15 protein-coding genes are annotated in these 19644 nt (G+C 39.7%); 9 read left to right on the top strand and 6 right to left on the bottom strand.

Going from position 1 to position 19644, the window contains the following annotated elements:
- Position 1: 1 nt before the first annotated feature.
- From NMK93_RS15400 to NMK93_RS15410, 3 genes are all read right to left on the bottom strand, one after another.
- Positions 2–403 (bottom strand): acyl-CoA thioesterase, encoded by a 402-nt coding sequence (locus tag NMK93_RS15400; RefSeq protein ID WP_185213468.1) that lies wholly within the window; start codon positions 401–403, stop codon positions 2–4.
- A gap of 21 nt (positions 404–424) precedes the next feature.
- Positions 425–2245, bottom strand: a complete 1821-nt coding sequence (locus tag NMK93_RS15405; protein WP_254529466.1) for a DNA mismatch repair protein MutS — start codon at positions 2243–2245, stop codon at positions 425–427.
- A gap of 129 nt (positions 2246–2374) precedes the next feature.
- Positions 2375–3031 (bottom strand): protein-L-isoaspartate(D-aspartate) O-methyltransferase, encoded by a 657-nt coding sequence (locus tag NMK93_RS15410; RefSeq protein ID WP_093101430.1) that lies wholly within the window; start codon positions 3029–3031, stop codon positions 2375–2377.
- A gap of 178 nt (positions 3032–3209) precedes the next feature.
- On the opposite strand from NMK93_RS15410, the gene NMK93_RS15415 reads away from it, so the two are divergent.
- From NMK93_RS15415 to NMK93_RS15430, 4 genes are all read left to right on the top strand, one after another.
- Complete coding sequence (locus tag NMK93_RS15415) at positions 3210–4067, top strand: DUF4886 domain-containing protein (protein WP_254529468.1); 858 nt, start codon at positions 3210–3212, stop codon at positions 4065–4067.
- Between the two features lie 95 nt (positions 4068–4162).
- Positions 4163–4813, top strand: a complete 651-nt coding sequence (locus NMK93_RS15420) for a DUF6266 family protein (RefSeq protein ID WP_254529469.1) — start codon at positions 4163–4165, stop codon at positions 4811–4813.
- 130 nt (positions 4814–4943) lie between these two features.
- Positions 4944–7277, top strand: coding sequence for a TonB-dependent receptor (locus tag NMK93_RS15425; protein ID WP_254529470.1), 2334 nt, complete (start codon positions 4944–4946; stop codon positions 7275–7277).
- A complete protein-coding gene (locus NMK93_RS15430) occupies positions 7278–8477 on the top strand; it encodes a PepSY domain-containing protein (RefSeq protein ID WP_254529471.1) in 1200 nt (399 codons plus the stop codon).
- On the opposite strand, the gene priA is transcribed toward NMK93_RS15430, so the two are convergent.
- Both priA and NMK93_RS15440 read right to left on the bottom strand, forming a co-directional pair.
- On the bottom strand, positions 8471–10951 hold the full coding sequence (gene priA / locus NMK93_RS15435) for a primosomal protein N' (RefSeq protein WP_254529472.1): 2481 nt from the start codon (positions 10949–10951) through the stop codon (positions 8471–8473). The genes NMK93_RS15430 and priA overlap by 7 nt on opposite strands.
- A gap of 154 nt (positions 10952–11105) precedes the next feature.
- Positions 11106–11495, bottom strand: a complete 390-nt coding sequence (locus NMK93_RS15440) for a DUF423 domain-containing protein (protein WP_185213461.1) — start codon at positions 11493–11495, stop codon at positions 11106–11108.
- 132 nt (positions 11496–11627) lie between these two features.
- Here NMK93_RS15440 and NMK93_RS15445 point away from each other — a divergent pair, with 132 nt between their 5' ends.
- From NMK93_RS15445 to NMK93_RS15465, 5 genes are all read left to right on the top strand, one after another.
- Positions 11628–14276, top strand: a complete 2649-nt coding sequence (locus NMK93_RS15445) for a hypothetical protein (protein ID WP_254529473.1) — start codon at positions 11628–11630, stop codon at positions 14274–14276.
- Between the two features lie 116 nt (positions 14277–14392).
- The gene (locus NMK93_RS15450; RefSeq protein WP_254529474.1) at positions 14393–15400 is read left to right on the top strand and encodes a bifunctional oligoribonuclease/PAP phosphatase NrnA; all 1008 of its coding nucleotides are present in this window, start codon (positions 14393–14395) and stop codon (positions 15398–15400) included.
- Positions 15401–15427: 27 nt separating this feature from the next.
- Positions 15428–16420 carry an FKBP-type peptidyl-prolyl cis-trans isomerase gene (locus NMK93_RS15455; RefSeq protein ID WP_185213458.1) on the top strand — a complete coding sequence of 331 codons (993 nt, stop codon included), beginning with the start codon at positions 15428–15430 and terminating at the stop codon, positions 16418–16420.
- A 109-nt stretch (positions 16421–16529) separates the two neighbouring features.
- A complete protein-coding gene (locus tag NMK93_RS15460) occupies positions 16530–17324 on the top strand; it encodes a TatD family hydrolase (protein ID WP_254529476.1) in 795 nt (264 codons plus the stop codon).
- Between the two features lie 3 nt (positions 17325–17327).
- Positions 17328–18350, top strand: a complete 1023-nt coding sequence (locus NMK93_RS15465; protein ID WP_185217747.1) for an asparaginase — start codon at positions 17328–17330, stop codon at positions 18348–18350.
- Here NMK93_RS15465 and NMK93_RS15470 read toward each other — a convergent pair.
- Positions 18337–19638 (bottom strand): folylpolyglutamate synthase/dihydrofolate synthase family protein, encoded by a 1302-nt coding sequence (locus tag NMK93_RS15470; RefSeq protein ID WP_254529478.1) that lies wholly within the window; start codon positions 19636–19638, stop codon positions 18337–18339. The genes NMK93_RS15465 and NMK93_RS15470 overlap by 14 nt on opposite strands.
- Positions 19639–19644 lie beyond the last annotated feature (6 nt).

The following is a 19644-nucleotide window of genomic DNA, read 5'->3' on the forward strand; positions in this document are numbered from 1 at the left end:
ATTATTCTACATCCAAACCTTCCAAGACTGGAATAGGCTTTTTGTCATCTCCCAAAGCTACGAAGGTAAAACGGCCTTGGATCGCCAGTTCGCGACCATCTTCATACATACCTTCTCTAAAGATTTCTACATAAACCTTTAGGCTTGTCCTTCCGACGGTCTCTACACGGGCTACAGCTTCTACAATGCTTGCAGAAGGTATAGCTTTATGGAAATCGATTTTGTCTGTAGATACTGTAACGAGGGATTTTCTACAAAAACGAGTAGCACACATAAAGGAAACCTCATCCATGATCGCCATGGCTTTACCACCGAACAAGGTGTCATGATGATTGGTAAGGGAAGGAAACACAGTCATGGTAATTCGTGTTTCACTTTGATCGATACGTTCTTGAATAGTCATTTTATGAATTGAGCCGCAAAGTTAATCAACTTTTTCGCTTTCTACGACTATTCCGATGCCTTTCAGCAGCATCGAAGCGTTAAAGATGGTACATGCACCATCCTTTAATTTGTAATCAAACAACATTTCAGAACCATGCACCTGTATATCAAAATGATAATTTTTAAGGTATCCCGGATAATCATTAACGAGTTCAGAAAGTTGAAGGTCATGGGTGGCCAACATTCCGCGTCCATGTAGTTCAATCAACTTCTTGATGATTGCTTTTGATCCCAAATATTTATCCACGGAATTGGTTCCCCTTAACATTTCATCGATCAAGAAATAGCTTGACTTAATATCCTGTACCCGCTCCAAGATAAATTTCATGCGATCTAATTCGGCCTTAAAGGTTGAAGTGCTTTCGTTCAAGGAGTCCTTGATCCGCATGTATGTCACCAATTGATAGATTGGGAGGGCGAACTTCTTGGCACAGACTACAGCACCAGTATAGGCTAATACCGCATTTATACCTATTGTCCTTAGGAAAGTACTCTTACCGGCCATATTGGAGCCTGTGATGAGCGCTATTTTATGGTCATGGGCATCATAATCATTTGCAATGGATTTATTGGCTGGGATCAAGGGATGATTGATATCTTCAGCAAAGAGTTGGTCTTTTTCAAAATCCTCCAAAATACTTGGCTGTGTCCAATCTGGATGGTTGTACGCAAGGATGGATAAAGAGACCAGACTTTCATATTTTGCCACAGCGTCAAAACCAGACAGAATGGAATCTTCATATTGATCTTTCCATTTGCTGATGGCCATGACCTGCTTAAAATCCCACAGGGCAAGCATGTTTAAGATGGCACCTATCAGCATATTATTACGTACGTCCAATTTATCGATCAACTTACCCAGTTCATTGATGATACTGGAAAGTTTCTTTTGCTGAGCGTCTACTTCGATCTTTTTTTGAAGCTCCTGATTTAAGGCAGCTGTATACTTTTTATCTTCCATCAATTTGATGGCATCGGCAAATCCAATCAATGATACGCCAATCTTATCGATCTTATTGGAGAAATGGCTGACCTTGCCGGCTTGGGCCATCGTCCATAACAGGTGGATGATACCTAAGCCTAGGAGATAGCCTCCAATATTATGGACAAACACAGAAAACAAGATTCCAGCCAAAAATATCCATGGAACTATGGGAACATACATTCTATAGAAGGCGTTGCCAAATTGGAAAGATTTATCGTGGAAATAGCTATAGATATAGGATCTTAAGTTGATCTTGGAGCCTAGATTGAACAACATTTTGGTTTGGAAAGCCTGCAGATGTTCAGGGTCTGCTTTCAGTTCCTGAACCGCTTCCTGCCTTGCAGATATCTCTTTTTTGTTAGATGGAGCGTCCATCCATGAATGCAAAACCGCAACTCCATCTTTTGTCGCACAACGGTTGACCAGCTCGAACAAGGAATTAGGGCCGAATATATCCAGGTCTGAACTATAGGGGTGTTTAGGGTCTTCGAATGCCTCCCCATCATCGTACATGTTCTTCTTACGGTCTTGAACATGCAGTTCATTTTCATTGACACTCAAAAAGACTTTTGCCTCCTGCAGTTTTCGATCCACCTTTGCCTGTCTATATACCAGGAATGCAAAGAGAAAGATAACCAATAGAAAAGCACCCAAGACCAGAAAGATATTGTTCAGGGAGAACAGTTGCCAAATACCTATAGCCCCAAGGACCATTAGCCCCAAACGGAGAAAGGCATTTTTATTGATTTGCTTCTCTAATGATTTTATTTCCTCTTTGGTCCTATTGACATTGCTTTGGTAGAAATCTGCACTCATAGGAGCTAAGGTAGGTATTAGATATGAGAATTGAGATGTGAGTAATGAGATTAATCTCAGCTTTAAAAACAAAAAAGACGCCATTACAGACGTCTCATATCTCTTATCTCCTATCTCAAATCTTCGGTACTACCAAGCCTGATCCCCTACAAGAGGCACGAACCTGAAGGTATCGAGTTCGATTCTTTCGAAGTCGTTTTCACCTACTCGAAGGATGGTGACCATTTTTTGGAATTTCTCATCACCTACAGGGATAACCAAAAGACCTCCCAAACGAAGTTGTTTCAGCATTTTTTCAGGTACAAAGGGAGCCCCGGCAGTTACGATGATTTTGTCATAGGGTGCTTTTTCGGGGATACCTTTGGAACCATCGCCCAAGAAAAAGTTTGGCTTATAGCCCATATAGGGCAATACCTGAATGGTTCGATGGTAAAGGTTTTCCTGACGCTCAATGGTATACACATCAGCTCCCAATTCCATAAGGATACAGGTCTGATAACCAGAACCCGTACCGATCTCCAGGACTTTATCACCTTTTTTGATGTGCAGCAATTGGCTTTGATAAGCTACGGTGTAGGGTTGGGAAATCGTCTGGCCATCACCGATTGGAAATGCAATATCCCGGTAAGCTTGGTTCCAGAAGGTTTCATCAAAAAAGAAATGACGAGGGACTTTTGCAATTGCCTGCAACACCTTCTTATCTTCAATCCCACGTTTTTCGAGATGTTTCACCAACTGCTTCCTTGCGCCCTGTTCCCGGTAATTGTCTATAAACTTATAAGCCATATGTCTCAAAATTACCCTTATTTTACCATATTATTAAGGTTAAAATGCAAAACATTCAAGCTCAGAACGGTTCTGAAAAATGAGAAAGAAAATATCCCTAAGCTTTATTTTTTGTACTTTTATACGTCTAGGAAATTAAAAAATAATATTCCTGGCCCTCACCCAAAAAATTGATAGAATGAAAAAACTGACTATTTATCTGTTTATCATATTACTGCAGTTTCAAGTAGTACTTGCTCAGGAGACTTCTCCGAACGATGATGATGTCATGAAGGTCCTTGCGATAGGGAATAGCTTCTCCGAGGATGCCCTAGAAAATTACCTACATGAGTTATCCACTGCTGCAGGCAAAAAGATTGTTATTGGCAATTTATATATCGGAGGTGCACCACTAGACCTGCACCTTAAAAATGCCCACAATAACCTGAAAGCGTACAGCTATCGAAAAATAAGCATGGACGGTTCCAAAAAGACTACGGAACAGACCAGTATTGAAGATGCCTTGGCAGATGAAAACTGGGATTATGTGAGCTTGCAACAGGCTTCACCACTTTCTGGAAAGTACAATGTCGTTATGCAAACCTTAACCGACCTTTGGACGTATGTATTTGCACATGTCCATCCAGATACCAAACTCGTTTATCACCAAACATGGGCCTACCAACAGGACTCTAAACATGAAGGCTTTACTAACTATGACAATAGTCAGAAAAACATGTACGACAGCATCATGAGCGTCACGTCGAGATTAGAAAAAACTGGTGATTATGGCTTTATCGTTCCTGATGGCACTACCATCCAGAATGGAAGGACCAGTTCCATTGGTGACCAATTCACTCGCGATGGTTATCACTTGAACCTGGACTATGGTAGATTTGCGGCTGCACTGACTTGGTATGCTAAACTTTTCGACCTTGATCCCACGAAAACAGACTATAAACCCGAAAAGGTGACGGATCTACAGGCGAAGATTGTAAAGGAAGCCGCAAAAAAGGCTGTGAAGAAACCATTTAAAGTATCAAGAGTAAAAAAGTAGATTAATAACATTTACTTAAAAGAAATTTAATTTCATGTTAACTTGCTTTGAAGGCTGTTGTTTTGTAAGTTTAGAATAGAACAAACAGGTGTGATATGGCAACTTTAAAAAATGGAAATCAAATCCCACTTAATGGAAAGGTGGGATTTTTTGTTTACAGTAGTAACAAAAGTCCAATCGCGACAAACCCAACTCAATTAAGATTGACCAAGGAAAGGATCTTTCCAAAGAAAAAATCAGACTCCAAATTTAATTTTCTCAAAGCATACATTGCGGAGATCCTCCCCTATATCCGGTTAGGGTTTAAAAATTATAATAATGGATGGACCAGCTATCAAGCTGCCATGTCGTATAATTTTAAACATTCCGTTCTTGAAAAGGAATCTAGGTTTGAACTGAATTGGGAGAAATTCAGTATCAGTAGAGGTTTTGAAAATCCGATCCAGGATGTCAAAATCAACTTATGTCATGATTCGGATTCATTTAGGATTTCTTGGGATTACGATAAAGTTCTATCTAGTGCTTATGGTATGGAAGGTTATAGGATCATGATCCTACTTCAACCGGAAATTAATGGGCCCAATAAAATCTACGGTATGGTAAATGGGAACCTTTTAGTGGAAAGACAACAACACCTCTTCTTAAGGAAACACAATAAGAATGCGATTTATCATATGTATGTTGCTTTTTTATCTAATGACGGCAGCTATAATTGTACAAATAGTTTGTACCTGGGGGAAATATAAATTAGGCGGATTGCCAAGAGTAAATAGCTTAATAACAAAAAAATATAATATTATTTAATCTGGGCTTTTGTAAATAAGGGGAGATTATATAAATTTGGCGCAATTTATAATTGTTCTAAATAAAAATAAGATGCACTACCTATACAAATTGTTAACGAAAACCCAGCTTTTACTGTTCCTGATTTTTCCAATTTCTTTAACCGCCCAACAACTGGAAATCCAGGTAAATAATGAAAACTCGGGTAGACAAGCCGATGTTAACATTAAGGTAAATGGAAAAACCATAGGAAAAACAGATAATAATGGATCATTCCTTATCAATTATGAACAGTTCAAACTACCATTAAACCTACAGATCAGCCATTCGGGCTATTTAACCCTATTTCATACCATTTCACCTGACACTGTAAAACAGCCACTGATCTTTACCCTGCAGGAAAAAAATGATTTGGATGAGATCGTAGTTACAGCAAGTCGCAAACCTGAACATATTTCAACAGTCCCATCTTCCATTTCGATATTAACGAGCAAAGAGATTGAAGCTCAAAGCCAAATCAACACGAATATTTCCAATATTTTGGGTAACAGCATTCCTGGTTTAGGGGTAAGTAGCAATAAGGCAACCAATACCGGACAAACCCTAAGGGGTAGGTCTGTTCTAGTGCTTATTGATGGAATTCCGCAGTCTACTCCGTTAATGAATGGAGCTAGAGATATCAGGTCTATTGATCCTTCAGTAATTGAAAGAGTGGAAGTAATCAAAGGGGCAACATCCATTTATGGCAATGGTTCTGCCGGAGGTATTATCAATTATATTACAAAAACCAATAAGGATGCAAACAAGGCAATTTCTGGAAGCAGCAATCTAAGAAGCATAATAAACCCTATCCATTCTTCAGAGACCATAGGCTATCGATTTGATCAAACATTATTTGGAAGGGCAAATAAATGGAATTATACAATCAGTGGTACAGCTGAGTATAATGGTCTCCAGCGGGATGCCGATGGCATTGCTCTTGGTCAGGTGGACGGTCTATCGAATTCACATCAGTACAATGCCTTTTTAAAGGTAGGATATGATATTAATGAGAATTCGGGTATTTCTGTTCTGTACAATTTTTTCAACAGTTCTCAACATGCCAAGTACATTAGTCAAACCGGTAAATATGGGCAAACTCCAACTATTGGAATCAAAGGTGAAGATCCAGGAAAACCTACAGGTACTCCATATAACCATAATGCCATGTTAAGTTATTTCAACAATAATTTAATAGGTTCTACTTCCATTCAGGCCTCCTTGTATTATAATACTTTTCGCTCAATGAATAGATATATTGAGAAAGGAACTGCTTGGTATGGCCCGGGGCAAACACAAATTAATTCAGAGAAAAAAGGTTTAAGGCTTAACCTGAACACACCCTTTAAGCTATTCAATGCCAATTCCGATATCACCTACGGATTAGACCTGCTGAATGATGTAACTGACCAAAATTTAACGGATGGACGTATCTATATCCCAGATATGAATATGGTGAACATAGCACCATATGCTCAATTGCGTGTTGATGTGTTAGAAAACCTGATTTTAAAGGGAGGTGTAAGGTATGAAAATGCTACAGTGAAAATCAAGGATTTCAATACTATCGCTACAGGTCCTAACAACGAAGGCAGTATCGCGGTGACTGGAGGAAAAATACCCTATAAAGGAGCAACATTCAACGCTGGACTTCGATACAATAAATATGAAATATTCAATCCATTCATTAGCTTCTCCCAAGGCTTTGCCATCAACGAGTTGGGAAGAATCGTAAGAAGGGCAACCGACAATGATCTGGATAGTATCAAAACTGACCCAGTAATCACCAATAACTACGAGATAGGATTTTCTAGCCATTACAGTATATTCAATTTCTCGGCATCCTATTACTATAGCACTTCAAAGATGGGCGTTGAATTAGTAGATGTTGGCGGATATTTAGTGGCACAGCGCCTACCTGAAAAAGTACAGGGACTAGAATTTACTTTGAATGCCGAGCTTTCCAAGCAATGGACCATAGGCGGAACATTTGCTCACGTGGAAGGAAAAGCAGAGGACTCTGAACAGGTATCTCACTACCTCAACGGCACGAGGATAGCTCCGAACAAAGCTACAGCCTACCTGATCTATACACCGACTGATGCATTAAATCTACAATTACATTGGATACATACAGGTTCTAGAGATCGTTTTGAACGCAATGATAAAGGCATTTACAAAAACAGCGAAGGTCCGATCAAAACCATAGACCTATTCAACTTATCAGCGAGCTATAGGATCAACAAACAATGGGGACTTGGACTTGGTGTGGAAAACCTATTGAACAAGGATTATTACCCGGTCATCAGTCAGTACAGGGCGGTGGATGCAGAATATGTAAAAGGTACTGGGACTACCGCATCATTAAATATTAATTATCGATTTTAAATGGTAAAAAGCTTCATCCTTTGGTTGCATAAATGGTTAGGCCTCACAACAGGAATCGTTGTTGTCATTTTAGGTCTGACTGGTTGTGTATACACGTTCTTTGATGAGCTAAAGTTAGTTTGTTATCCTGATCGATATATTTTAGATCAACGCTATCATTCTAGTGAGGCCCTCCCCCTAAGTCAACTTAAAGAAATTGCCGGCAAACAATTAAATGATGGCGAGTCCATTTCTAGGGTTGATCTGTATCCGGAAAAAAACAGGAGTTGGATTTTTCGCGTTCAGGAAATTGATCCCGATGCATTTGGTTATTGGAATTACTTCAAGACCTATAAAAGGATCTTTTTAAATCCATACACTGGAGATCTACTCTTTGTGGAGAATTCGAAAACCGAATTTTTCCAAGTTATTTTGCAGATGCACATGAACCTGTTGTTGGGCAATAAATACGGGACATGGGTTGTTGGAATCTCAACCATTATTTTTGTCGTCATCCTAATTTCTGGAATGGTCCTTTGGTGGCCAAAAAGATGGAAAGGAAAACCGTTGAAACGCAGTTTATGGATAGATTGGAAATCGAAATGGAAAAGGCTAAACTATGATTTGCACAATGTTTTAGGCTTTTATTCTTTTCTAATTTCATTGGTTTTAGCTATCACGGGTCTGGTTTTTACCTATCCTTCCTTTAAAAAGGCCTACATTTCATTTTTCAATTCCTTTGATGGCTCTGAAATCAAGAAGCTTGAAGGAGAACCTTTTAAAATCCCCAACTATTATCCAGAGGGTGAACAGCTTGATAATGCGCTCCACTTCCTATTGGAAAAGTATTCCAATGCTGGAATGATGTCCATTAGAAGTAGCAAAGCAGAAGACGAAACTTTTGATGTTCAGATCAGGATGACGGAAATGAAGACTGGTGATTTTAGATGGTATTACTTCAATAAAAAAGAAAACAATATTGAAAAGGTAACTTCTTCCGAAAATTTAAAAGCTGGTGACCGAATTGGGACATTAAATTACGACATCCATACGGGCAATATTTCTGGGTTGCCAACAAAAATCCTGGCTTTCCTTATTTCTTTAATTTGCGCGAGCTTACCAATTACAGGATTTGTGGTTTGGCGCAATAAGGTAAAAGGGCAAAAAAGAAAGGCAGAAAAGCAGATTAAAAAGCGTGATTTATTGAAATCCAATCAATAAGGGTCTACATCGACCTGAACGCGGACGCCCTTGTTTTTCTTATCCAAATCAAAATGCAATAATGCCTGTTTGATGAGTTCCTTTACTTTCGAAATAGAAATGTTCTTCCGTTCAATCTTCAAGGTAATGGTCTGAATAAAGTTATTCCTTACCCGAGCGACAAGCGGGGGTTCTGGCCCAAGGACACGTTCAGCTAACTGCTGTCTCAGTAGGGACGCTAATCTCTTTGCTGCATCATGTACAAGATCTTGATCGGTATGTTTTACATCAAGCTTGATCAATCTATAAAAAGGTGGATATTGATAATTCTTTCTTTCCGTAATTTCAGCCATAAACATGGCCATGTAGTCATGATTGGTGACCTGCTCGAGGATGCGATGGTTTGGAGTATTGGTTTGAATAATCACTCTTCCCTCCGACTGCCTTCTTCCAGCACGCCCTGAGACCTGTGAGAACAAAGAAAATGCCCTTTCATATGCCCTAAAGTCTGGAAAATTGATCATTCCATCGGCGTTAATAATCCCAATTAAGCTGACATTCCCAAAATCAAGCCCTTTCGTGATCATCTGCGTTCCGATCAACACATCGAACTCTTGATTATCGAAAGCCGAAATGACTTTATCAAAACCATATTTCCCTTTCGTGGAATCCAGGTCAAGGCGTCCAATTCGCAGATCAGGCAGTTGGATTTCCAACTGCTCTTCCACTCGTTCTGTTCCAAAACCTTTGCTCTGCATATTTGGCAATCCGCAGGCTGGACAAGTCTGCACCAGTTCTTCTGAAAAGCCACAATAATGGCAATGCATCAGGTTACTGGTTTTATGGTAAGTCAAACTAACATCACAGTTCACACATTTAGCCACATATCCACAAGTGCCACATTGCAAAAATGGCGTATGTCCTCTTCTATTTTGAAACAGGATCACCTGTTCTTTATTTTGAACAGTTTCTTCAATGGCCTTCAATAGCTTCAGACTAAAATAAGAGTACATCTCTTCCTTTCGGCCAGCTTCGGCAATATCCACAATTTCGATTGTCGGCAGCTTGGCCTCACCAAATCGTTCCGTCAATTCAATCAGACCATATTTACCGGCCTTAGCATTGTAATAGCTCTCCACTGAAGGGGTAGCAGAACCCAATAGAACTTTTGCTTGATGCTGATGAGCCAAGTAAATTGCCGTATCTCGGGCATGATACCTTGGAGCAGGATCATATTGTTTATAGGAGTTCTCATGTTCTTCATCCACAATAATCAACCCTAGGTTATGGAAAGGAAGGAAAACAGAGGATCTCGCGCCAATGACTACCTTAAACTCACCCTTATTTACTTTATGCCTTACTTCTGCACGCTCATTGTCATTGAATTTTGAATGGTAAACACCCAATTGATCCCCAAAATGCAATTTCAAGCGTTCAGTTATCTGTGCTGTCAAGGCAATCTCCGGTAATAGGTACAATGCAGATTTACCCTCTCGAAGCACAGCTTCAATCAAACGGATATAAATTTGGGTCTTCCCAGAAGCCGTTACTCCATGGAGCAAGGCAACATCTTTCTCAGCAAAGGAATTATTGATTTCATCAAAGGCCTGTTCTTGGGCTGGATTAAAACTAAAGTCTGGAGATAACAGAACATCCGTACCCTCAAATCTACTGACCACCTTTTCCTCAACTGTAAAGACACCTTTATCGATCAGGGCGGTTATTGCACCAGCTCCTGAACCGGAAACTTCCATGATATCCTGTCTGCTGACATCATTCTTTGTTTTGATAAGTTGGAGGAATGCAATGATTGCATCCTGTTGCTTTGGAGCTCGATTTAAACTATCCAATAATTCCCGTCTACCCTCCGGATCATTGAATTCGGAGGCTAACCTCAGAAAAGCTTTGGTTTTTGCCTTATATTTCTGCTTGATTTCTTCAGAGATCAGGATATATCCATGTTCAAATAGGTTCCTCAATAAAGGGAAAACCGTTTTTTGACCTAAGATTTTGATGACATCGTTTACCGTCAACTCACCAGCAAGATCCAAGGCTTCAAGAATCATATAGCCTTTATCTGAAAGCGAAGAACGATCTAAATTAGGGTCATCTGATGCGACGATTTTAGTTTCAGAGGCCATTTTTAGGGCTGCTGGCAAAGCCGCCTGCATCACATCACCTACATAACACATGTAGTATTCTGCGATCCAATCCCACATCTGCAATTGAGTTTCATTGACAATGGGATCATTGTCTACAACATCTAAGATATATTTGGCTTCATATTGATGAGGAGGTTCAGTCGTGATATTCTTGACCACAGCTGAATAAATCTTGTTCTTACCGAACTGTACGATCACCCGAACTCCTACTGCTACCTTATCATTCAATTCAAAAGGAACTCGATAGGTATAGGACTTAGCAATCGCCAATGGCAAAATAACCTCTACAAAATAAGTGACACGACCAGGAGCCGTTAAATCCAGTTGAGACATAAACAAAGGTAATAATAGTATTTATTAATAGCATTCAGTATAGGGAGCATGCTTGCCTGTTATTGATTTATTATTCGACAATAATCAGCCTTGCTAAGCAAAAAGGCACCAATGGTGCCTTTTTCAATTCTATTTTGAGAATAGTCAATACAGATTAAGCTCTATTTCTCATTGCTGCAATGAACAAGGCAACCCAGCCGACCATAAAGCATAGTCCTCCTAAAGGAGTCACCGGACCAATAACAGAGATATTTTCAATGCCAAGTAGGTTTCTTGTGCTCAACAGGTATAAGGACCCTGAAAAAAGGAATATACCGATAGTGAACATGATATACGAAACTTTAATGGACTGGCTTTTTGCTCTAGAAAATGTGGATAGGAATAAAAGTGCCAAGGTATGATAGAAATGGTACTGATTTGCAGTACCCCAAGTTTCTAGTTGTTTCTCAGAAATCTTACCTTCAAGACCATGTGCACCGAATGCACCAAGTATTACAGCTAACAAACCGAAAAAAGAAGCAGTTAGGATAATTTGTTTGTTCATAAATAAAGCTAAAATAATCGCTTATGATTTTTCGTTTATAAATGTATAAAATAACTTCTTAAAAAGCACTCCTATTTTTGCAATTTTGTCTATATTGAACACTAAAACAAACAAAAGGAAGACTATTCGTCCATGAGAAATACAATAATTGTTTCAATCCTTCTATTTATTGCGGTGGTGGTTGCGTCGGTATTTTACTTTGGGGATTTAAACAAGGAACAACAAGAATACGTAGGACCAGTACAGCATTTGCCGGAGGACACCTATTTAATCGCATCATTCCTAAATGATGCAACAACAGACAATATCTTCAAGGATTTTGAGATTTTTGAAGCCATGCTGGGCAAACACGCCATGCATGAACTCAAACAACTGAAACAAAACTTACTTCGTAACAAAGAACTGTCTCCATTGGTTGGAGGAGCTGAAATCTTGATGTCTTTCCATCCAGAGAAAAAAGGAATAAGCACCTTGTTTAGCATCCATAGCATGGATCAAGTCGACCAATCTGTATTGGATCAGACCTTCCTTACCCTGAGCAAAAAGTATAAAGTAAATACTGCCGATACAGCTGGAATACGCATCTATGAATTCAAGAACATCGAAAAGGACACGACTTTCAAGGATGACAAAAAACTGGACTCCGTTTTTTATGTGACCTACCAGGAAAATACCTTCTTCTCCAGTTTCAACAAGGGACTTTTGGTCAAAGTAAATGACAAGAAAGTTGAAAAACTTAAAAAAGAGCAGGTTACCTTCTTTAATGAACATAACAATCGGAATGCGCCATTTACCATTTATGTTCCCCAACAAAACATCGCATCCTTCATTTCTGTATTCAAGGAAAATCGCCCCGGTGATTTCTTAAGGCAATTTGTAAATCTAAAGGGAGAAACCGTTTGGAACATCAATTTCAAACAAGACGCCCTGATGCTGACGGGTGAAAGTCAGCTGGTTGATAAGGATAGCGAGTATATTGGACTTTTTGCAAACCAAAGCAAAACCAACCAACGCTTATACAATTATTTCCCTTCAAATACCATGATGTATGTGGAGTACTCTTTCAGTGATTCCAAATCTTGGTTTGAAGACCTAGCGATCTGGCAATCCAAGCAGGATAACTTCCAGCAATTACAGGGACAAGCCAAGGAAATCAACAACAATCGGGAAGGTCTATTGGCAGACTTCCAGTCAACCTTGGCTGGCAACTTTGCTGTTGCTGAGCAGAGCAATTCTGATTATTTAGGTTTCATCACCATTCAGGACAGCAGCAAACTGAATGAGATCATCGATAATATTGCGGAAAACGTAAGTGATAGTACTTATAGATTTAGATTTGCCAATATTCCTTATCGTTACTTTGGGGAAGGACTTAAAGCTTTTTCAAGACCATATTTCGTACGTATCAATGATATGCTAGTCATGGCAAATCAATTATCCACAGTGCAGGAATATGTGCGCAAATGGAAAAACAAGGATTTGTTGGTTGCGAGTCTAGGTTTTAAGAATTATGAACAAATACAGGGCAACGAGGCCAATGTCACCTTCTTTATCAATACTAAAAACGGCGGCAACTTCATTAATAACACCTTGAAATCTGAATATAGCCGTAAGTTCAGGGACGATGATGAATATGGATTCCAGGATTTTTATTCTTGGTCTTTACAATTATCAGGAAATACAGGGAATTTCATCAGCCGGTTCTACGCCATCTATAAAAGTAAAAACCGATTGGGAGTGACTCCCGAATGGACTTATGATATGGGCAGTAGGTTGATCAATGGCCCTTATGTTTTTGAACATTCCGATACTTCCCAATTCATCCTCGTACAGGAACAAGACCATACAGTGCATGCCATCCATCCTTCTGGGAATAAACTATGGTCCTCCGTGTTTTCGGGTAGAATTGTTGGCAAGGCAAAACAATTGGCCGACCGGAGTCTGTTATTGGTTACCGACAGAAGGAGATTATATCGATTCGATACCAGTGGAAAAACATTACAGGGCTTCTCCACCAGTGTTTCTTCTGAACCTACAGGAAGTCCAACCATCGCGGAGTTCAGTGGTGAACAGATCATTTTGATCCCTGCAAAGGACAGGATAATGGCATATGACATGGAAGGCGGACCGGTCAGCGGATGGGACAATGCAAGAATAGAAGGTGAACTTCTTGGACCAATTCACTTTATTGACCAGCAGGCCGTGGTTGCCAGCAGTTTCGGAAGAATTTATTTCTTTGACCAAACTGGCAATAAAACAAAGGAAATTGACATTCCAGGGGATGTTACGTTTGTGGGTTCGATGGGAATAGTGAACAAGGAAAATAATTATGAGTTTTATTGCACAGATAATGAGGGTAAATTACACCAAATAAAGGCAGACGGAACAAGCAAGGTCGTTCTGAATGGGGAATGGAAAAAAGGCTATGATGCTTACTTTGAAAATATCAATGGTACCACTGCTCCAGAATTGATCATAGTAGATGGCTCCTACCTTCAGGTTTTAGAACTTGGAGACAGCCCAAGACAACTTTATGACTATACGTTCACCCAAAATATAGATGCAGAACCTAATTTCTTCCCGGTTTCCAGCAGTATGTTTCAACTTGGAATTGCAGACCAAGAGAATTTAGTCTATCTATTTGCTGAAAATGGATCATTGGCAGACGGCTTCCCTGTGGAAGGATTACCACTGTTCTATTACGGCAAAATCAATTACAATTCTGGCAATTATTTATTAACGACAAAGCGAGATTACAAAATCTACGCCTTCCGACATTAACAGACTAATTTTCAATTGATTTAGATTGGCGATAATTTAAATAAAGTAAGATATTAAGCCGTAAAAATTTTTAATTGCAAACTTTTTTTCATTAGGTTTGCATTCACAAAAAACGTATGCTACAAGGAGAAGAATATTTAGAAGAGCTTTCCAGACCTAAAAAGATAATAATTACCACTCATCATAAACCCGATGGAGATGCTTTAGGCTCATCATTAGGACTATTTCACTGGCTTAAAGGAAAAGGCCATGAGGTGAATGTTGTGCTGTCATCTGATTTTCCAGACTTTTTAAGCTGGATGCCTGGCTTTGCAGACCTAATATACTTTCCTGATCAACCTGAGGAATCCCAAAAACTATTTGATGAAGCAGAAATAATCTTCTGTTTAGATTATAGTGCCCTTTCGAGGACCAATATTCTGGAACCCATAATCCGTGAGGCCAAAGGCCAGAAATGGATGATTGACCATCATTTAGATCCAGAAGATTTCGCAACCGTTGAGTATTGGGACTCCAGCGCAGCAGCAACGGCACAGTTGGTTTACACCTTTATTGCAGATGTCTACCACGACAAAGAATCCATCACTGCTGAAATTGCATCATGTTTATATGCAGGGATCATGACGGATACCGGTTCATTCCGTTTCAGGTCTACCACCTCTGCGGTTCACCATATCATTGCCAACCTGATCGATGCAGGTGCAAAGAATTGGGAAATTCATGAGAATATATACAATAGTTCCACAGAAAACCGTTTAAAGTTCTTAGGCTATAGCCTTTTGAACTGTTTGGAGGTGATTCCCGAATACAATACGGCCTTGTTTTCATTGACCAAAGATGATCTTTTGAAATTCAATGTCAGCACCGGCGATACCGAAGGTTTGGTGAACTATGCATTATCGATAAAAGGGATTAGATTAGCCGGTTTATTTATTGATAGAACTGAATTAATTAAATTATCTTTGCGTTCGATTGGCGATATCCCTTGCAATGAGATCTGCAGGAAATATTTCAATGGTGGAGGGCATTTGAATGCCGCGGGTGGCAATTCAACAGAGAAGTTGGAAGATGTGGTAGCAAAATTCAAATCTATCCTTCCGGAGTACTCAAGTTATTTAAAATAGAATATAATAAGCGTTATAAATAAAAAAATGAAAAAATCGATTTTAGTATTAACAGCATTAGCTGGTCTTTTTCTAGCTTCATCATGCCAAAGTTTCAAAAAAGGTGAAGGTGGTCTAGAATATAAATTCTTCGAAGACAAAGGTGGTGAAAAAGCTGTAGGTGGAGATGTTCTAGCCATGGATATTGTTGTTAAAACAGACCGTGACTCTTTATTGGCAAGTACTTATGATGTAGGATTGCCACAGATCGCCCCTGTAATCCCTGATTCATTGGTTCAAGGCGGATACGCTGGTGACAACAACACGATCTTGAAAATGTTAGGTGAAGGTGATAGTGCAACATTCAAATTGGACTTAGATACTATGGCTGCTAAAACAGGCCAACCAAAACCTGACTTCGCAGATAAATACATTCAATTTACTATCAAGGTTAAGAAACTTTTCAAAAAAGGAAGCTTAACAGATTCAGCTTTATTCGAACAAGTAAACAAATACTACTTGGCTGAAATGGAAGGTCTGAAAAAATCTGAAGAAGGAAAAATTGCTAAATACGTTGAGAAAAACAAATTGCAACCTAAGAAAACTGCAACTGGTCTTCAATACGTAATCAAAACTGAAGGTACTGGCGCAAACCCAGTTGTTGGTGATACAGTAGTTATCAACTATACAGGTGGTTTGACAAACGACAAAATCTTCGATACTAGCAACCCTGAGGTAGCTAAAGAAAAAGGTATCTTCCACCCAATGAAACAATACGAGCCATTGCGCGTACGTGTTGGTCATACTCCTGTTATTCCAGGATGGACTGAAGGTCTTCAATTATTGAAAAAAGGTGGCAAAGCTACGTTGATTATCCCATCTTCATTAGGATATGGTGAGCGTCAGCAAAGTAACTTGATCCCTCCTTATGCTCCATTGGTATTTGACGTTGAAGTATTGGATATTATCCCTGGTCCAAAAGGTGATACTCCACAAGTTATAGCTCCAACAGGTGCTCCAGTAGAAACTCCAGTTAACTAATAAGGAGTTCTTTTACAAAATTTATAAAAAAACGCAGTTTTCATTATGAGAACTGCGTTTTTTTATTCCATAGAACCAGATTAACTAACAATATATTAACTTTGGCAGCATGGAAGAGCAAATTGATCTGAAAAATCAGACTTTAACCGACACGCATACTCATATCTATTATCAAGCTGGAACCCCTAAACTGAAAGAACAGCTTGACCGATGTTTTAAGAATGGTATCAGCAGACTGTTTCTTCCGAATGTCGATGTGGAGTCCATCGACAAGGTTTTCCAAACCGTTGAAGCCTATCCTGAAAACTGTTTCCCTATGCTTGGTTTGCATCCTTGCGATGTAAAAGATGATTATCAAAAACAATTGGATCAGATCTACGCAAAGATTCAAGAGTCTAAGATTTATGCCATTGGTGAAATAGGGATCGACCTATATTGGGATCAATCCACTCTGGAAATCCAGAAAGAGGCTTTCAGAAAACAGATCCAATGGGCTAAAGACCTTGGACTGCCTATATCTATCCATTGCAGGGAGGCTTTTGATGAAGTCTTTGAGGTACTGGATGAAATGGCCGATGAGAAATTATTTGGCATTTTCCATTGCTTTACCGGTAGCTTAGAACAGGCTCATCGCGCTATTGCCCTAGGATTCAAACTAGGAATTGGTGGCGTGGTTACCTTTAAGAAAGCAGGCTTGGATGCCGTTGTGAAAGAAATCGACTTACAACATATTGTACTGGAAACAGATGCACCGTATCTGGCTCCCGTACCTTTCAGAGGAAAAGAAAACGAAAGCAGTTATCTGCTATATGTAGCCCAAAAGGTTGCAGACTTACATGAGATGGGAATTGAGAAGATCGCGGAAATAACTACCAACAATTCTAAACAAGTATTTAAGATTTAATTGATGTACAATATTTTTATCATTTATACCGGTGGCACCATTGGTATGGTAAAAGATCCAGAAACCGGAACTTTTATTCCTTTCGATTTTGAACTGATTGAAAAGAACCTACCTGATCTAAGTCGCCTGAACTATAAACTGACTGTGCACTCTTTTGAGCCTATCATCGACTCTTCCAATATGCGTCCAAGCATCTGGTTGGAGATGGCCAAGATCATCAAGGACAATTACGAGCTTTATGATGGTTTTGTAATCCTACATGGCTCCGATACCATGGCCTACTCCGCATCCATGCTGAGCTTTCTATTGGAAGGCCTACAGAAACCTGTTATTTTTTCCGGTTCCCAATTACCCATTGGGGAAATCCGTACGGATGCCCGCGAGAACCTGATGACAGCATTGGAGATTGCTTCTGCCAAGAGAGATGGCAAATCCATCATCCAGGAAGTATGTATCCTTTTTGACAATAAACTTTTCAGGGGTAATCGATCCTTTAAATACAATTCCGATAAATTCGAAGCTTTCCGTTCCCCGAACTTTCCCGTACTGGCCGAGGCTGGAATCCATATCCGATACAATGATGAGGTATTGGCCAATAATGCTGGGCAGGATTTTATCTGCCATTATCATATCGACAACCGTGTTGGGGTTCTTAAACTGTTTCCTGGCATCAGTCCCGAAACCATTAAGGCGGTATTGAATTCAGATGTAAGAAGCATTGTGATGGAAACCTTTGGTAGCGGAAATACCATGACGGATACCTGGTTCCTGGAACTGCTCCAAGAAGCCATCAAATCGGGAAAGAATATACTAGATATTTCGCAATGTAAGGTGGGTTCTGTAGAATTAGGCCGTTACGAGACTTCTCAGGGCTTGAAATGCATTGGAGTGCTCAATGGGTATGACATGACCTTTGAAACTGCTGTAACCAAGCTTATGTACCTTCAAGGTGAATTGGACAGTCAAGAGGACGTCGCACATTGGGTACAGCAGAGTCTGCGCGGCGAATTGACTAAAAATGATTAGTCAATACTTCCGCAACAACAAAAGTACTTCCACCGATAAATATGAGATCACCCTCTTGGTAATTCCTTAGGGTGGCTTCATAAGCTGCATCAATCGAAGCATATTCTTCACCCTTCAGGCCGAATGAATGTGCAAGTTCAGCCAGTTCCGCTGCTTTCATTGCACGAGGCATCTGGGGTGCAGCAAAATAATAGGTCGCTTGTTTTGGTAATAAAGGTAGAATGTGTGAAAGATCTTTATCCTTCATTGCTCCAATGACAAAGTGAAGGTTATTGAAATTTAAGGTGCTCAGATTACGAACCACAGCCTTTATCCCATCTTCATTATGCCCAGTATCACATATTATCCAAGGATCATTTGACAAGGTCTGCCACCTTCCCTTCAAACCTGTAGATTCTTGGACCTGACTAAGACCTTTCCTGATATCTTCTTCACCTAACTCAAAGCCCAAAGCCCTCAATTGATCAATAGCCTTCAGCACTCCAAGGATATTCTTCTTTTGATATGAACCTGAAAGATCCAATTGCCAAATGATACATTCTTCTGTCTTTTTGTTTTCAACCGTGATATCCAGGCCTGTCTGCTTCTTCTCAACCTGATGTACCTCATAATAGTCTTCAGCAAAAAAGATCGGGCTATCCCCTTCATTGGCTTTATTAATGAAGATATGTTCTATCTCACCCTGCTTTTCAGAAACAACTACAGGTACATGTGGCTTGATTATACCCGCTTTCTCCCCTGCTATCTGCTCCAATGAATCTCCAAGGATATTCATATGGTCCATTCCGATATTCGTGATCACACACAGCTCAGGCATAATGATATTGGTGCTGTCCAATCTTCCTCCTAGCCCTACTTCAATCACCGCAATATCAACTTGCTCTTTAGCAAAATAATCAAATGCCATGGCAACAGTCACCTCAAAGAAAGAAGGCTTAAGGTCTTCTATCAGCTCTCGATGTTCATTGACAAAATCAACAACAAGCTGCTCAGGGATCATTTGACCATCAATCCTGATCCTTTCCCTAAAATCCACGAGATGGGGGGAAGTATACAGGCCTGTTTTCAAATTAGACGCTGCCAATACAGAAGCAAGCATATGCGAAGTGGAACCTTTACCATTGGTTCCGGCAATATGGATTGATTTAAACTTTTGATGGGGATTGCCAAGAGCCTGGCATAGCAAAAGAGTTTTGTCTACATCGGGATTGATGGCACTGGCTCCATCACGAGTAAACATAGGTAATCGAGCAAACAAATACTCGATTACCTCTGCAAATGTTTTCATATAATT

Source organism: Sphingobacterium sp. LZ7M1, from assembly GCF_024296865.1.
Classification (GTDB): Bacteria; Bacteroidota; Bacteroidia; order Sphingobacteriales; family Sphingobacteriaceae; genus Sphingobacterium.

Bases quoted from the DNA above. Each gene is read 5' to 3' on its own strand.
- NMK93_RS15440 (WP_185213461.1), bottom strand. From the start codon at position 11,495: ATGAACAAACAAATTATCCTAACTGCTTCTTTTTTCGGTTTGTTAGCT.
- NMK93_RS15400 (WP_185213468.1), bottom strand. From the start codon at position 403: ATGACTATTCAAGAACGTATCGATCAAAGTGAAACACGAATTACCATG.
- NMK93_RS15425 (WP_254529470.1), top strand. From the start codon at position 4,944: ATGCACTACCTATACAAATTGTTAACGAAAACCCAGCTTTTACTGTTC.
- NMK93_RS15420 (WP_254529469.1), top strand. From the start codon at position 4,163: ATGGCAACTTTAAAAAATGGAAATCAAATCCCACTTAATGGAAAGGTG.
- NMK93_RS15465 (WP_185217747.1), top strand. From the start codon at position 17,328: ATGTACAATATTTTTATCATTTATACCGGTGGCACCATTGGTATGGTA.
- NMK93_RS15415 (WP_254529468.1), top strand. From the start codon at position 3,210: ATGAAAAAACTGACTATTTATCTGTTTATCATATTACTGCAGTTTCAA.
- priA (WP_254529472.1), bottom strand. From the start codon at position 10,951: ATGTCTCAACTGGATTTAACGGCTCCTGGTCGTGTCACTTATTTTGTA.
- NMK93_RS15450 (WP_254529474.1), top strand. From the start codon at position 14,393: ATGCTACAAGGAGAAGAATATTTAGAAGAGCTTTCCAGACCTAAAAAG.
- NMK93_RS15405 (WP_254529466.1), bottom strand. From the start codon at position 2,245: ATGAGTGCAGATTTCTACCAAAGCAATGTCAATAGGACCAAAGAGGAA.
- NMK93_RS15460 (WP_254529476.1), top strand. From the start codon at position 16,530: ATGGAAGAGCAAATTGATCTGAAAAATCAGACTTTAACCGACACGCAT.
- NMK93_RS15470 (WP_254529478.1), bottom strand. From the start codon at position 19,638: ATGAAAACATTTGCAGAGGTAATCGAGTATTTGTTTGCTCGATTACCT.
- NMK93_RS15455 (WP_185213458.1), top strand. From the start codon at position 15,428: ATGAAAAAATCGATTTTAGTATTAACAGCATTAGCTGGTCTTTTTCTA.
- NMK93_RS15445 (WP_254529473.1), top strand. From the start codon at position 11,628: ATGAGAAATACAATAATTGTTTCAATCCTTCTATTTATTGCGGTGGTG.
- NMK93_RS15410 (WP_093101430.1), bottom strand. From the start codon at position 3,031: ATGGCTTATAAGTTTATAGACAATTACCGGGAACAGGGCGCAAGGAAG.
- NMK93_RS15430 (WP_254529471.1), top strand. From the start codon at position 7,278: ATGGTAAAAAGCTTCATCCTTTGGTTGCATAAATGGTTAGGCCTCACA.